A 13,728-nucleotide genomic window follows, 5' to 3' on the forward strand; every position below is an offset into this window, starting at 1 on the left:
GCGTGATTTTCACGCTTATTTTTTAAGTAATTAAATCTTTAAAATTTTTAAAACCACTTTCTTGGTTGCATTTTTCTTTTAAAATATTTAAAAATTCTTTCCTAGAAATATTATGAGCGCCCATAAATTCTAAATGTTGGTTATAAACTTGACAATCTATGATAAAATCATAAGGTTTTAATAAATCACAAAGTTTAATCATAGCAATTTTAGATGCATTTTTTTTAATGCTTACCATGCTTTCACCAAAGAAAACCTTGCCTAAAATTAAACCATAAATTCCACCTATAAGTTCATTATTTTCATAAAGTTCAAGGCTATGTGCATAGCCTTGGGTAAATAACTTATAATAAGTGGTAATAAATTCATCATCTATCCAGCTTTGAGAGCGTGTATCGCGACATAATGTAATTAATTTTAAAAAATCATAATCAAGTTTAATTTGATAGAGATTAATAAATTTTTTCATATTTTTTTGGATGTGAATTTGATTTGGAATTAAAATGCATCTAGGATCTGGACACCACCAAGTTACAGGTTTACTTGTCCATGGGAATAGACCAAAAGTATAAGCTTTTACAATAAAATCAGCTTCTAAATTTTGACTTAAAAATACAGGAGCATTTTTAGGTGCATTGAGTAATTTAGAATATAAATTCGAGCTTTCCATTTTTACCAAGTTTGATTTTAGCTATACCGCCTTTTTTAAGCTTTCCGAATAAAATTTCATCACTGATTTTTTCTCCTATCTCCTCAGAAATTATGCGTTTTAAAAGCCTTACTCCAAATTCTTTATTATAGGCTTTTTTAGCTAAATAAATTTTAGCTTTATCATCCACTGATAACTTTATATTATTTAAATTTTTAGAAATTTCATCAAGTTCTTTTTCGATAATTTTAACAAGTATAGCATCGTTTAAATCATTAAAATGTAAAATTTTATCAATACGATTAATAAATTCTGGAGCAAAAAAGTCTTTGATAGCACGATTACTTTTTTCTTCATTTTTACTTAAAAAACCAAGCTCATTGCTTTCTTTAAGTCCTAGATTAGATGTCATAATAATGATTGTATTTTTAAAATCTACTTTAAGACCGCTATTGTCGGTGAGTTCAGCATTGTCAAAAATCTGTAAAAAGGTATTGCTTAAATCAGGATGAGCCTTTTCTATTTCGTCAAAAAGAACAAGACTGAAAGGATTTTTGCGAATAGCATTGCTTAAAAGTCCACCCTCTTCAAAACCTATATATCCAGCTGGAGATCCTATTAGTTTACTTATAGCATGTTTTTCTGCATATTCACTCATATCAAAGCGTTCTAAATTTAAACCTAAAAATTCAGCTAAAGATTTGCAAAGTTCTGTTTTTCCAACTCCACTTGATCCAGTAAACAAAAACACTCCGCGTGGTGTATTGGAATTTTTAAATCCTGCGAAACTTTGCTTAAGTGATGAAACAAGGCTATCTATAACTTCATCTTGGCCAAAAATTTTTGCTTTTAAATTTGTTTTTAAATTCATTAAAGCTTTGTTTTGATCGAATTCAAACATTTTATGATGGTGGGTCATTTTTACTAAAACATTTTCTAAATCTTTTAAATTGGCATTTTTTTTAGCTTTTGGATTTAAAGCAAAAGAAGCCCCAAGTTCATCGATCAGATCTATAGCACAATCAGGTAAAAATTTATCATTAAAAAATTTTTTACCCCAAATTACAGCATATTGAAGAATTTCATCGTTTAATTTTATATGATGAAATTCTTCATATTTGTTTTTTAATCCTTTCAGAATTTGCAAGCTTTCTTCTTGGCTTGGTTCATCTACATTTATTTTAGCAAAACGGCGACTTAGGGGTTTATTTTTATCAAAAGTATTTTTATATTCCATAAAAGTTGTTGCACCTATGCATTTTAAAGTTCCATTACTTAGAGCTGGTTTTAAAAGATTGGAAAAATCAGTATGAGATTCTCCTGTACTTCCAGCTCCTACTATAGTGTGAATTTCATCAATAAATAAAATAGCATTAGGTATTTTCTCAAGTTCATTTAAAATTTCTTTAATTCTTTTCTCAAAATCTCCACGGTATTTTGTTCCCGCAAGTATACTAGCCATATCAAGGCTAAAAATTTTTGCATTTTGTAAGTTTTTAGGCACCTTTTTTTTCGCAATAGCCAATGCTAATCCTTCTACAATGGCCGTTTTGCCAACTCCTGCTTCTCCTACTAAAATAGGATTATTTTTCTTGCGACGTGAAAGAATTTGCATCATTCTTTCAAGTTCAAATTTTCTTCCTATTAAAGGATCAATCGTGCCATTTTGAGCTAAAAGTGTTAAATCACTTGTGTGGTTGCTTAAATTTTGTATATTTTCATGATTTTGAAGTTCTTGAATTTTGTTAAGATTTATGTTGTGTTTTTTTAAGAGATAGCTAGAATAACTTCTTGAATCGTGTATGAGCTTTTCTAAAAAATCTATAATTTTAATTTCATTATTTTTATTTTTAGATGAAAGTAAGATTTCATCTAAAACAACAGATATTGTAGGTTCTATTTCTTGTTTAATAACTTGATTGTTTTGAGAAATGTAATTTTTTAATTCAGTTTCTAGAAGTTCAAGATCTCCATCTGAAAATTCTTCAAATATATCCTTAAAATCAGTGCTTAGTTTTAGTAATGCAAACAGTACATGCTCACAGGTAACAAATTCATGGTGGTTTATTAAGCTTAGATTTTTGGCATTATCAAGATATTTTTGTAAATTTTCTTGGTATTTCATTCTTCTTCTACCTTTGCTTGTAGCGGAAAATTGGCAAGTTTAGCCGAATCTATAACTTTTTTTTGTTTTGAAAGAGCTATTTCCTGGGTGTAAATGCCACAAATTCCAGAACCATTGTGGTGAATTTCTAACATTGTTTGACTTGCTTTCTCAAGGTTTTGATGAAAAATATTCATCAAAATTTCTATAACAAAATCCATGGTTGTTACATCATCATTTAAGAGTATAACTTTATACATTTTTGGTTCGCTAAGTTTTGTTTGCTCTAGAGTTTGGGTTTTTGGCATTATTTTCCTTTGTAGATTTTATTTAAATCTTCTTGCATGAGTTCTGTTGGAATTTTACCAAGATAAAAATTTGTTGGAGTATTATTATTCCAGTAATCGCTTATTTTTTGATAAATTCCATTTTTTAAAACAACTTTAAAAGGAAGTTGCTCCATATTTTGATAGTCTATATCTTTTAAAATTTGAGCAATAATACGATCATTAGAGCTGCCATTGCTTAGAAAATAGTAAGCACCATAATCATCCGCGAATTTTTTAACTGTTTCATCGCTAACATCTTCAAAATGTGTAAGTCCTATAATGATAAATTTGCTAGAATTATTTTTCCAAAGTTTGCTAAGATCTAAAGCTTCTTCTTTACATGGGGTGCAAAAAGTGCCAAAAAAATCAAACATTAGAACTTTTCCTTCCTCTCCTTCTACCACAAAACCTTTATCTGTTCTTATTAAAGTTTTGCTTCCACCATTTACACTATTTAAGACTATTTTATCTCCTTTGTGATACTCTTCAAACATAAAATCATTTTGAATTTCTTCTTCCTTGGAGCAAGCATTAAGAAAAAATGCTAAACTTATTAAAATTAGGGCTAAAATTTTTTTCATTTATTTTCCTTTATTTGTAATTTTTCATAGCAGCTTTAGCTTCTAAATCGGCTTGCTTTTTCTTTAAAGTTTCACGCTTGTCGTGCAAATTTCTCCCTTTAGCTAAAGCAAGGGTAGCTTTTACTTTATTTTTTGTGTTAAAATAAAGATCTAATGCAACGATAGTATATCCTTCTATACTTACTTTACCTAATAATTTATCAATTTGCTTTCTATGCATTAAAAGCTTTCTAGCACCTCTTTCTTCGTGTTTATAGAAAGAATGTGTAGTATGAAGCAATGAAATATGAGAATTAAGTAAAAAAATCTCATTTTTTATAATGCGAACAAAAGAGTCTTTAAGATTTGCTCTTCCTGCTCTTAAGGCTACAACTTCACTTCCTTTAAGGACAATTCCGGCTTCAAAGCGTTCTATGATGCTATAATCAAATAAAGCTTTTTTATTTCTCGCAATAATTTTCATTGATCAACCTTAAAAACACTACTACCGCTACCGCTTAGAAAAAAATCTTCTTGCAAGTAAGACTTCATTTTAGGATATAAAGTTGCACAAGGAGTAAATAAATCATTTAATTCTTTGTTTTTAAAGTTTTGTAACAACTCTTTTGTGCTGAGTTTTTTGTAGATTTGCGCTTGATTATTGTTTTTTTGAAAGTCAAATATTTCTCTATCAAATTCATCATAAACAGCTTTAGTTTGGCAAAATATTTGTGGAAAAGTCCATTTTAAATTAGGTATGTCATCTTCAAATTCTTTTATAATTTCACCACAGCCACTTACATTAGCAGAGTGAAAGCCACTTAAAAAAAAAGCAATATCACTTCCTAGTTGCATGCTTAAATTTATAAGTTCTTGTAGGTTTAATTTTAAATTTAGGGTTTCATTTATTAGCAGTAAAAAACTCGCACAATCGCTACTTCCACCGCCAAGTCCAGCACATACTGGGATATTTTTTGTGAGTTTTAGGCTTTTTTTGCTAAATAATTCTTTTAATTCGTTATTATATCTTTTAGAAAGTAGCAAATAAGCCTTTTGAATAATATTATTTTCGCATTTAAAATTACTAATGATTTCAAATTCTTTTTTAGAGTCTGATTCTTTATCAACAAGCTCAAGCTCATCAAAAAGATCTTTTAAAAGTATAAATCGTGATTCTAAAAGATGATATTTTCTTGAGTCAAAACCGGTAAGTTTTAAAAAAATATTTGCTTTAGCGTAAGCTTTCATTTGATTAGTTTTTTGCTTAAGTCATCAAGTTTAATATCATTCTGAACAACAGAATGTAAATTTTCATCCTTTACTTGTTGAACAAGTTCTTTTCTAAGTATCATAAGGGATTTTGGAGCTTCTATGCCTATTTTGGCATATCCTTTCCCTGTTTGAACGACTTTGATTTCTATACCTTCTCCGATAATTATACTTTCATTTTCTTTTCTTGATAATATTAACATTTTTCAACCTTATTTAGAAGATATTTTACTGTATTTTCTTTAATATTAATTATGCTAAAATATTTCTCTGTTTCAATATAATAATCTCCTTCATCATGAAAATCTAATTCTTTGACAAAAATTTTAGCACCATTTTCTAGTTTATTTAAATCCTTGATAAAATTTGGTTTTAGGTCAATGTATTTTAACACATTTAAGCTTTTCTCATTATTATAAACAAATTTACCTTCTTTAATGCGCTCTAAAGAGCTTAAAGTCGCATTAATACCTAGTTTTCTAGCAAAAAGTTCACAATAAGATCTTATATAAGCACCTTCACTGACTGTGATTTCGATATTTAAAAAAGGATGATTATAGCTTAAAATCTTGCAATCAAATACTTCCATTTGACAAGGTTTTAAATTTACTTCTATACCTTTTTTTGCAAGTTCATAGGCGCGAGTTCCATTGATTCTTTTGGCGCTAAATTGCGGTGGTGTATAGGAGATAATTCCTTGCATTTGATTAATGATTTGTTTTAAATTTGTAAGATCAAATTCTTTTATATTTTGAATTTCTTTTATATTTTGATCATCAAGACTTAAAGAGTAAACTCCAAGCCATAAAGTAGCTTTATAGGTTTTTGGAGTTTTTTTTAAAAAACGGAAAAGTTTTGTGTATTGTCCAAATGCAACGATTAAAACCCCTTTGGCGAAAGGATCAAGAGTGCCAGAATATCCTGCTTTTTTATTTTTATATTTTTTCTTTAAAGTGCTTAAAAAGGCATTAGAGCTCAAACCCCTTGGTTTAAAGGCTGCAAAGATCTTGTTCATACTGCTTTTTCCACAAAGCTTGCCATGATTACACGCATTATGCCACCAAAATTAATATTAAGCTTTTCCTCTTTTCCGCTTTTATTAACTTCAACAACCCTGCCAATGCCAAAAATTTTATGTTTAACTAGATCTCCTTTGCAAAAACTAGTTTTTTGTATATTTTGATTTTTTGATTTTTCATTGATTAATTTACTTTCTTCTAAGAAGCGGCTAGGATTGATGTTTGCTCTTGAACCATGATAAAAACGAGAATTTGCAACACTTATTGTGAGAAATTTCTTGGCGCGAGTGATGGCAACATAAGCAAGACGGCGTTCTTCTTCGAGATTTTCTTCGCTATTTAAAGGAAAAAATCCTTCATCAAAGCCTATTATAAAAACATAATCAAATTCCAAACCTTTGCTAGCATGAATACTCATCAAGCAAACACATTCTTCATCTAAATTATCTTGATCGCTTAATAAAGAAATTTCACTAAGTAGATCTTCTAAAGAAGCTTTGGGATCTTCTTTGAGTTTTTCTCTTAGATTAGCATAAAACTCATCAAGATTTCTGATTCTTTCATCTCCATCATCTTGCTCTGAAAAATAATCTTTAATTTTAAATAATTCTTCTATATTGTCAAAAACCTTTTTTGCATTATCGTAGCTTTTTAGAGTGTGAATATTTTGTATAAAAATATTTGCTTCATTTTGTGCTTTTTTTGTTGTTAAAATTCCTACACCACCATCGCTTTCGCATAGGGCATCAAAAAGTGAAATTTGACGTTTTTTTGCATATTCTTCTAAATTTTTTAGGGCTTTTTCTCCTATGGATCTTTTGGGGCGATTAATAATACGTTTAAACGACAAATCATCGCTTGGATTTAAGATAAGTCTAAGATACGAGATTAAATCTTTTATTTCTAATCTCTCATAAAAACGCATACCATTAAGTAGTTTATAAGAAATTTGTTTCTTCATAAATGCTTCTTCTATTGCTCTTGATAGTGCATTAACTCGAAATAAAATGGCGATCTCTTTAGCTTCTACTCCAGAATTTAGCAATTTTTTCACTTCTTGAGCAATATATAAACCTTCATCTTTTTCGTTTTCGTTTTTTAATATTTTAATACTTTCCCCAGTATCTTTAGTGCAGATTAAAGTTTTTCCAAGTCGTTGCTCATTGTGAGATATGAGATTATTTGCTGCTTGTAAAATAGTCCCTACTGAACGATAGTTTTGTTCAAGTTTTACAAGTTTAACATTTTTAAAATCGTTTTGAAAATTTAAAATATTTTCAATTTTTGCTCCACGCCAACTATAAATACTTTGATCATCATCACCAACAACTGTGATATTTTCATGCATACAACATAGATTTTTTAGAATTTTATATTGCAAGGTATTGGTATCTTGATACTCATCAACTGTAATGTAATTATAAAGTAAGCTTTGTTCTTTGGCAAAATTTATATCATTTTCTAAAATGAGATTGCTTAGCAATAAAAGATCATCAAAATCTACAAAATTTTGTTTTAATAAGTATTCTTCATAAGCACGGTAATAGTTGGCAAATTTGTATTCATTTTGATATTTTTCAAAATTATGTTCTTTTAGTAAATTTAAATCTTCAAAGACATTGCTTACTCTTTTGTCTTCATTTTTGCAATAAGATATGTATTTGATAATATCATAGACATTATCTTTGTTTTTATCATGGATTAAGTCTTTAATTATTTTTTTTGTATCATCTGTATCGATAACAATAAAACTATTTTTACGCTCCAATCTTTCAAAATGGAGTTTTAAAAATAAAAGTCCAAATTTATGAAAGGTACAAAGCAAAGGATTGTGATTGCCTTGCAGAAAATTTAATGCTCTATGACGCATAACACTAGCTGCTTTATTTGTAAAAGTAAGAGTAAGAGTGTTATGCGAGGGGATGCCTACTTCACCGATAAGATAAGCAAGACGAGTGGTAATAGTTTTGGTTTTTCCACTACCTGCACCCGCTAGGATAAGCATAGCTCCATCAATGTGACTTACCGCTTGTTTTTGATTATCATTTAAATCTTCAAATAGATTCATTTTTTGAAAATATCTTTATTTTTTGGATTATTTAAAAATATATTTTTAGATTTTTGTAAATTTTTACTATCTTCGCGTTTATAAAGGCTAAAATTAACAAATAAAATGCTATTTTCTATTTGAATTTGCGTGATAGCTCCTAAATCAACCTTTACAAAACTATCAAAATCATCATTTCCAAAACCTGCGTGAAATTGAATGAAATCTTTATTTAGTTGTATGGATTCAAAGGTGTATCCTCCAAGAGCAAAAAGAGCATAAGGATTTTGTTTAATATCAAGCTCTTTGGGAAGTTCAGGGTTAAAATCTATGAAATTTGTATTTGCAACTATGGAAAATTCTATATTTTCTTCTATAAGGTGTGAAATAACTTCATAACAATGCTTTTGCATGGTATGGATAAAATTTTCATTTTTTAAGATTGTTTCTAGCATGATTGTAACTCCATGAATTCATTGATGAGTTTTTGAATTTCTTTTATGCCTATTTCCCAAAAATTTTCATCTTCTATATCAAATCCAAACATTCCTACTAGTTCTTTTGGACTCACGCTTCCACCTAAAGAAAGCATTTTGATATAAAGTTCTTTAAAATTTTCACATTTTTTACTTTTGTAAAGTCCATAAAGAGCTAAAACTAAAAGTTGTGCATAGGCATAAGCATAGCAGTAAAAAGGAGAATGGATAAAATGAGGAATATAACTCCACCAAGAAGCATAATTTTTTGTAAGTTTTACGCTGTCTTGAAACATCCTTTGAGATTCTTCCATCCAAATTTTATTGATTTCTTCGGTGCTAAGTTCATTTTCTTGAGCATGTAAGCGTCTTTCAAAACAAGTAAAATTAATTTGTCTATAAAAAGTTGCAAAAATATCTTCGATTTTATTTGCATATAAAGATAGGAGTTCTTCTTTTTTTAACTTATCTTTAATAAAATCAAATACGAGCATTTCAGCAAAAACTGAAGCTGTTTCTGCGGTGGTTAAAGGCGTGTTTTGATTTAAATAGCTTACATTATAAGAAAGTTTTTGATGGATGGTGTGTCCTAATTCATGTGCAAGTGTAAAAAGATCACGCCTTTTATCGGTGTAGTTTAATAAAACAAAAGGATGTGCATCAGAAGTTGCAGAATGTGAAAAAGCACCCCCTTGTTTATTTTCTTGTGGATAAACATCAATCCAGCCTTGATTAAAAGCATTTTTTGCTATATTATAAAATTGCGGAGAAAAAGCTTGAAATGCCTCTAAAACAATATTTTTACTTGTTTTAAAATCAAAACTTGCTTCTTTTCCTATGGGTGCATATCTATCATAGTCTTTAAGCTCATCATAGCCTAAAATTTGTTTTTTTCTTTTGTAAAATTGCGATACTAAGTTAAAATGTTTTTGCGCACTTGCTATCAAAGAATCAACGCTTTTTTGTGAAATTTGATTGCTGATATGTCTTGAAATTTCAGCATTTTCATAACCTCTTAATAAGCTTATATTTTTTCTTTCTGTTTTTATCATATTGATAATAAAACTTAAAAGTCTGCTATTTTTTTGCAAAACTTTACTGAATTTTTTAGCAGCTTTTTTGCGTATCTTTCTATCTTCATCATACATTTTGCTTAGAATTTCTTCTTCGCTAAGTTTTTTACCTTCAAAAGGGATTTTTAAAGCACTCATACTTTCATCAAAAAGTCTACTAAAAGCATTTGCACCTGTATTTGAAAGATAAAGCATAATGCGTTCTTCGTTTTTGCTAAGATTATAGCGTTTGTTTTGCAATAAATTAGAAAGATAAAAATCATAATCTTTGCAAAAAGTTGTAAATTCTCGACTTTTCTCAGGAGCTAACTCGCAAAATTCAAGCTCGAAAAAGAGTAAATTTTCTTCTATTTTTTTGCATTCTTCTTCGTATTGTGCGTAAAAAGAACCATTTTGAGTGTTTTTAGCAAAAAGCAAATAAGCATAAGTCATGATTTTACCAAGAGCTTGATTTAAATTTTCATAATCTTTTAAAGCTTGCAAAAACTCATTAGCATTTAATGTATAAAGTTTATTTTCATAGTTTTTTTTGAAATTTAAACTTTGTTGGATTTGATCTTGTGTAAAATTTTGCAATGATTCTTTATCGTGAAATAAAGCACTTAAATCCCATTCTAACATTTTTTATCCTTCATTTTCTAGTATGAGTTTTTTAAGAACAGTCATTCTAATAGCCACTCCATTTTTAACTTGTTTTAAAACTAAAGTCCTTTCATCGCTCATCATTTCATCGCTTATGTCAATATTGCGATTAACAGGGCCTGGATGTAGTAAAATAAGCTTTTTATCCTTTACTAAGCTTTTTTGAATGCAAAAATCATTTGCATAGTCTTTAAGTGAAGCATAAACGGTTTTATTATGTCTTTCTGTTTGTGTTCTAAGACTCATGATAATATCTGAATTTGCTATGATATTCTCATCAAGCTTATAATGTTTTTTAAGATGGGTATTAGGCATAAAATGTGGTGGAGCTACTAGGGTAATATCAAGATTAAACCTGCTTAAAAGTTCTATATTGGACGCTGCAACGCGGGAATTTTTAATATCACCTACGATGCAAATTTTTTTACCTTCGACATCGCCTTGAAAATGATTATAAATAGTAAATAAATCTAGCAAAGCTTGGGTAGGATGGGCGTGTTTTCCATCTCCTCCATTAACAACTGGACAATGCATATGCTTTGCTAATATCAAAGGAACTCCTGAGTTTGCGTGTCTTACAACAATAGCATTAGGACTCATGGCATCTAAATTAGCAGCAGTATCATAAAGAGTTTCTCCTTTGCTAGAGCTTGATCTTAAAACATCAAGGCGTAAAACCCTAGCACCTAATCTTCTTGCAGCGCTTTCAAAAGATGAAAGGGTGCGTGTAGAGTTTTCAAAAAAAATTGTCGTGATACTTTTTCCTTCAAGAAAAGTTCTAGGTTTTTCATCTAAGAAATCACTTGCTTCTTTAAAAAGCTCCATAATTTCGACTTTATTAAAATCCTTTGTAGTGATGAGATGACGCATGTTTTTACCTTATTTGATATTGTAATTTAATTCATTTTTAGAACAAATTGCTGTAAAAAGAACATCTGTAGAACTATTTAAAGCAGTTTCAACACTATCTTGAATAACCCCTATAATAAAACCTATGGCAACTACCTTCATAGCAATATCATAGTCTATATTAAATAAAGAACAAGCCAAAGGTATAAGCAGTAAAGATCCGCCCGCAACTCCGCTAGCCCCACAAGCTGCAAAAGTGGCAATAATGCTTAATAAAAAGGCTTGTAAAAGACTGATTTCTATACCAACGGTATTGGCTGCAGTAAGACTTAAAATAGCTATAGTAACTGCTGCTCCTGCCATGTTGATAGTAGCTCCTAAAGGTATAGAAATGCTATAAAATTCTTTATCTATGCCAAGTTTAGCGCAAAGTGCCATATTTACAGGAATATTTGCCGCTGAACTTCTTGTAAAAAAGGCAAAAAATGCACTGTGCCTTAAGCAGATAAAAATTAAAGGAAAAGGATTTTTTCTTGTATAAAAAAAGACTATTAAGGCATTGATAACAAAAGTAACAAAAAGCATAGTAGCTACAAGTAAAATTAAAAGTTTTACATAACTTAGCAAACCTTGTGCTCCTGTTTGTGCTACAGAATTAGCCACAAGTCCAAAAATTCCAAAAGGGGCAAGTTTTACTACAAATTTAACGATTTTTAAAACCCCTTCATTGATATCTATAAAAACTTGTTTTGCTTCGTTAGAACAGTGTTTTAATGCTATACCTCCAGCTATTGCCCAAGTTAAAATTCCTAAATAATTTCCGCTTGAAAGAGCATTTATGGGATTATCGACAATTTTAAATAAAAGATCTTTGAAAATATCACTCATGTGGGTTGGAGATGAGTTTGTAGCAGTTTGAACTCCATCTAAAACAAGCTTTACGGGAAAGAAAAAATTAGCAAGAACCGCACAAGCTGAAGCAAGAAAGGTGCCTACTATATATAAAATAATAATATTTTTGATCTTAGCACCACTTTGAGAAAAATCTTTAGTGCAAATTGAGGTTAAAATTAAAATAAAAACAAGCATAGGAGCGATAGCTTTTAAGGCACTTGTAAAAAGTATTCCAAGTAAATTTGCAATTTCAGATATTTCTTTAGAACTAATGCCTATAAGTATTCCTAGTGCTATACCTATACAAATTTGAACTATGAGGTTGCCTTTAGCGTAGCTTTGAATGATTTTAGAAAACATAAAAACCTTTTAAATATTTTTTATATCAGAAGTTGATTTTAACTAACTTTTGCTTAATTTTAGAGAATTTTTAATTTATCAAGCTTTGATAAGTTTATTTGGATACAATTGTGGTTCATTTTAAATGAAAGGACTTTTTATGTATCTATTCACTTCAGAAGTCGTAAGTGCAGGTCATCCAGACAAGTGTGCTGATATAATCGCTGATACGATAGTGGATATACTCTTGAAAAATGACAAAAATTCAAGGGTGGCGAGCGAGGTTTTTGTCGCAGGAAATAAGGTTGTGATAGGAGGCGAAGTTAAGTCAAATCACAAACTTAGTAAAGCTGATTACGATAATTTAGTTAAAGATGTTTTAAAAAACATTGGTTATGACGGAGCAGGGCATTTTAGCAAAGAGCAGTGTTTGCATCCTGATGAAGTTGATGTTATGGTGTTTTTAAATGAACAAAGCCCTGATATCAATCAAGGTGTCGATCAAGAAGATGGCGAAACAGGAGCAGGTGATCAAGGTATTATGTTTGGTTTTGCAAGTTGCGAAGCTGAAGAATACATGCCAGCAGCTATTAGTTATGCAAGAATGCTATGCGATAGAGTTTATGCTTATGCAAAAGCAAATCCACATGAACTTGGAGTGGATATTAAAACTCAAGTAACTATTGATTATGGCACTAAGGCGAATTTTGAAAATTGCAAACCGCAAAGTATCCATACTATAGTAGTTTCTGCACCTTGTGTTGAAAGTATGAAAATAGAAGATTTAAGATCTTTAGTGATGAAACTTATCTTAGATAGTAATTTACCAAAAGAACTTTTTGATCCTAATAAAACTAGAATTTTAATCAATCCAACTGGTAAATATGTTAATCATTCTTCTTTACATGATAGTGGTTTAACAGGAAGAAAACTTATAGTAGATAGTTTTGGAGGTTATTCTCCAATAGGTGGTGGTGCGCAATCGAGCAAAGATTATACTAAAGTTGATAGAAGTGGACTTTATGCAGGTAGATGGTTGGCTAAAAACATAGTTGCAGCAGGGCTTGCTAAAAAATGTATAGTTCAACTTAGTTATGCTATAGGTGTTGCAAAACCTACTTCGGTAAGCGTGGATTGTATGGGCACAAATACCAGTGTAAATGACGATGTTTTAAGTGATTTTGTAATGCAAAATTTCTCTTTAACGCCAAATTGGATCCGTGATAAATTTCATCTGGATAAACCAAGTAAAGAAACTTTTCTTTATGCGGATGTAGCAGCTCGTGGGCAAGTAGGACAAAAGGACTATCCTTGGGAAAAACTTGATGCTCTAGAACAGTTTAAAAAGCTACTTTAAAAAATTAACAATATTATACAAGCTTAAACAAGGCTTGTATAATTATAAAAAATTAATAAAGTTATATTAATTTTTGACTTAGAGGGATATTTTTCAATATCCCTCATAAATATAAAAGTTA

General features: G+C 29.8%; 14 protein-coding genes. 1 reads left to right on the forward strand and 13 read right to left on the reverse strand.

Going from position 1 to position 13,728, the window contains the following annotated elements; all coding sequences use genetic code 11:
* Positions 1 to 22 precede the first annotated feature (22 nt).
* Genes aat through sstT form a run of 13 tightly spaced genes read right to left on the reverse strand, consistent with a single transcriptional unit; the run spans position 23 to position 12,271 of the window.
* Positions 23 to 670, reverse strand: coding sequence for a leucyl/phenylalanyl-tRNA--protein transferase (gene aat / locus FBF15_RS03940; protein WP_002853966.1), 648 nt, complete (start codon positions 668 to 670; stop codon positions 23 to 25).
* On the reverse strand, positions 645 to 2,774 hold the full coding sequence (locus tag FBF15_RS03945) for an AAA family ATPase (protein WP_016818198.1): 2,130 nt from the start codon (positions 2,772 to 2,774) through the stop codon (positions 645 to 647). Before FBF15_RS03945 ends, aat begins: the two co-directional genes overlap by 26 nt.
* Positions 2,771 to 3,061: an ATP-dependent Clp protease adaptor ClpS gene (locus FBF15_RS03950; RefSeq protein WP_002860209.1), complete on the reverse strand. Its 291-nt coding sequence runs from the start codon at positions 3,059 to 3,061 to the stop codon at positions 2,771 to 2,773. Before FBF15_RS03950 ends, FBF15_RS03945 begins: the two co-directional genes overlap by 4 nt.
* Positions 3,061 to 3,663, reverse strand: a complete 603-nt coding sequence (locus FBF15_RS03955) for a TlpA disulfide reductase family protein (protein WP_002860208.1) — start codon at positions 3,661 to 3,663, stop codon at positions 3,061 to 3,063. The genes FBF15_RS03950 and FBF15_RS03955 overlap by 1 nt, the downstream gene beginning before the upstream one ends.
* Positions 3,664 to 3,673: 10 nt before the next feature.
* Positions 3,674 to 4,126, reverse strand: coding sequence for an SsrA-binding protein SmpB (smpB, locus tag FBF15_RS03960; RefSeq protein ID WP_038816579.1), 453 nt, complete (start codon positions 4,124 to 4,126; stop codon positions 3,674 to 3,676).
* A complete protein-coding gene (locus FBF15_RS03965) occupies positions 4,123 to 4,890 on the reverse strand; it encodes a 4-(cytidine 5'-diphospho)-2-C-methyl-D-erythritol kinase (protein ID WP_002860206.1) in 768 nt (255 codons plus the stop codon). The genes smpB and FBF15_RS03965 overlap by 4 nt, the downstream gene beginning before the upstream one ends.
* Positions 4,887 to 5,114, reverse strand: a complete 228-nt coding sequence (gene csrA / locus FBF15_RS03970) for a carbon storage regulator CsrA (protein ID WP_002852854.1) — start codon at positions 5,112 to 5,114, stop codon at positions 4,887 to 4,889. Before csrA ends, FBF15_RS03965 begins: the two co-directional genes overlap by 4 nt.
* Positions 5,108 to 5,926 (reverse strand): tRNA pseudouridine(55) synthase TruB, encoded by an 819-nt coding sequence (gene truB, locus FBF15_RS03975; protein ID WP_038816578.1) that lies wholly within the window; start codon positions 5,924 to 5,926, stop codon positions 5,108 to 5,110. The genes csrA and truB overlap by 7 nt, the downstream gene beginning before the upstream one ends.
* Entirely contained in the window at positions 5,923 to 7,998 is a 2,076-nt protein-coding gene (locus FBF15_RS03980; protein ID WP_165434573.1) for a 3'-5' exonuclease, read from the reverse strand. The genes truB and FBF15_RS03980 overlap by 4 nt, the downstream gene beginning before the upstream one ends.
* Positions 7,995 to 8,432: a hypothetical protein gene (locus FBF15_RS03985; RefSeq protein WP_002872542.1), complete on the reverse strand. Its 438-nt coding sequence runs from the start codon at positions 8,430 to 8,432 to the stop codon at positions 7,995 to 7,997. The genes FBF15_RS03980 and FBF15_RS03985 overlap by 4 nt, the downstream gene beginning before the upstream one ends.
* Positions 8,426 to 10,147, reverse strand: coding sequence for a M3 family oligoendopeptidase (locus FBF15_RS03990; protein ID WP_002888328.1), 1,722 nt, complete (start codon positions 10,145 to 10,147; stop codon positions 8,426 to 8,428). The genes FBF15_RS03985 and FBF15_RS03990 overlap by 7 nt, the downstream gene beginning before the upstream one ends.
* Before the next feature lie 3 nt (positions 10,148 to 10,150).
* Positions 10,151 to 11,038 (reverse strand): aspartate carbamoyltransferase catalytic subunit, encoded by an 888-nt coding sequence (locus FBF15_RS03995; protein ID WP_165434574.1) that lies wholly within the window; start codon positions 11,036 to 11,038, stop codon positions 10,151 to 10,153.
* A 9-nt stretch (positions 11,039 to 11,047) separates the two neighbouring features.
* Positions 11,048 to 12,271 (reverse strand): serine/threonine transporter SstT, encoded by a 1,224-nt coding sequence (sstT, locus tag FBF15_RS04000; RefSeq protein WP_038816575.1) that lies wholly within the window; start codon positions 12,269 to 12,271, stop codon positions 11,048 to 11,050.
* A 139-nt stretch (positions 12,272 to 12,410) separates the two neighbouring features.
* Between sstT and metK the strand changes: the two genes are divergently transcribed.
* The gene (gene metK, locus FBF15_RS04005) at positions 12,411 to 13,607 is read left to right on the forward strand and encodes a methionine adenosyltransferase (RefSeq protein WP_002852836.1); all 1,197 of its coding nucleotides are present in this window, start codon (positions 12,411 to 12,413) and stop codon (positions 13,605 to 13,607) included.
* Positions 13,608 to 13,728 lie beyond the last annotated feature (121 nt).

The sequence above is a fragment of the Campylobacter sp. CFSAN093233 genome (assembly GCF_011068165.1).
Classification (GTDB): Bacteria; Campylobacterota; Campylobacteria; order Campylobacterales; family Campylobacteraceae; genus Campylobacter_D; species Campylobacter_D jejuni.

Excerpts from the sequence above, each read along its gene's own strand:
- FBF15_RS03965 (WP_002860206.1), bottom strand. The coding sequence starts at position 4,890 with ATGAAAGCTTACGCTAAAGCAAATATTTTTTTAAAACTTACCGGTTTT.
- truB (WP_038816578.1), bottom strand. The coding sequence starts at position 5,926 with ATGAACAAGATCTTTGCAGCCTTTAAACCAAGGGGTTTGAGCTCTAAT.
- FBF15_RS03980 (WP_165434573.1), bottom strand. The coding sequence starts at position 7,998 with ATGAATCTATTTGAAGATTTAAATGATAATCAAAAACAAGCGGTAAGT.
- FBF15_RS03995 (WP_165434574.1), bottom strand. The coding sequence starts at position 11,038 with ATGCGTCATCTCATCACTACAAAGGATTTTAATAAAGTCGAAATTATG.
- FBF15_RS03945 (WP_016818198.1), bottom strand. The coding sequence starts at position 2,774 with ATGAAATACCAAGAAAATTTACAAAAATATCTTGATAATGCCAAAAAT.
- aat (WP_002853966.1), bottom strand. The coding sequence starts at position 670 with ATGGAAAGCTCGAATTTATATTCTAAATTACTCAATGCACCTAAAAAT.
- FBF15_RS03985 (WP_002872542.1), bottom strand. The coding sequence starts at position 8,432 with ATGCTAGAAACAATCTTAAAAAATGAAAATTTTATCCATACCATGCAA.
- csrA (WP_002852854.1), bottom strand. The coding sequence starts at position 5,114 with ATGTTAATATTATCAAGAAAAGAAAATGAAAGTATAATTATCGGAGAA.
- FBF15_RS03990 (WP_002888328.1), bottom strand. The coding sequence starts at position 10,147 with ATGTTAGAATGGGATTTAAGTGCTTTATTTCACGATAAAGAATCATTG.
- metK (WP_002852836.1), top strand. The coding sequence starts at position 12,411 with ATGTATCTATTCACTTCAGAAGTCGTAAGTGCAGGTCATCCAGACAAG.
- sstT (WP_038816575.1), bottom strand. The coding sequence starts at position 12,271 with ATGTTTTCTAAAATCATTCAAAGCTACGCTAAAGGCAACCTCATAGTT.
- smpB (WP_038816579.1), bottom strand. The coding sequence starts at position 4,126 with ATGAAAATTATTGCGAGAAATAAAAAAGCTTTATTTGATTATAGCATC.
- FBF15_RS03950 (WP_002860209.1), bottom strand. The coding sequence starts at position 3,061 with ATGCCAAAAACCCAAACTCTAGAGCAAACAAAACTTAGCGAACCAAAA.
- FBF15_RS03955 (WP_002860208.1), bottom strand. The coding sequence starts at position 3,663 with ATGAAAAAAATTTTAGCCCTAATTTTAATAAGTTTAGCATTTTTTCTT.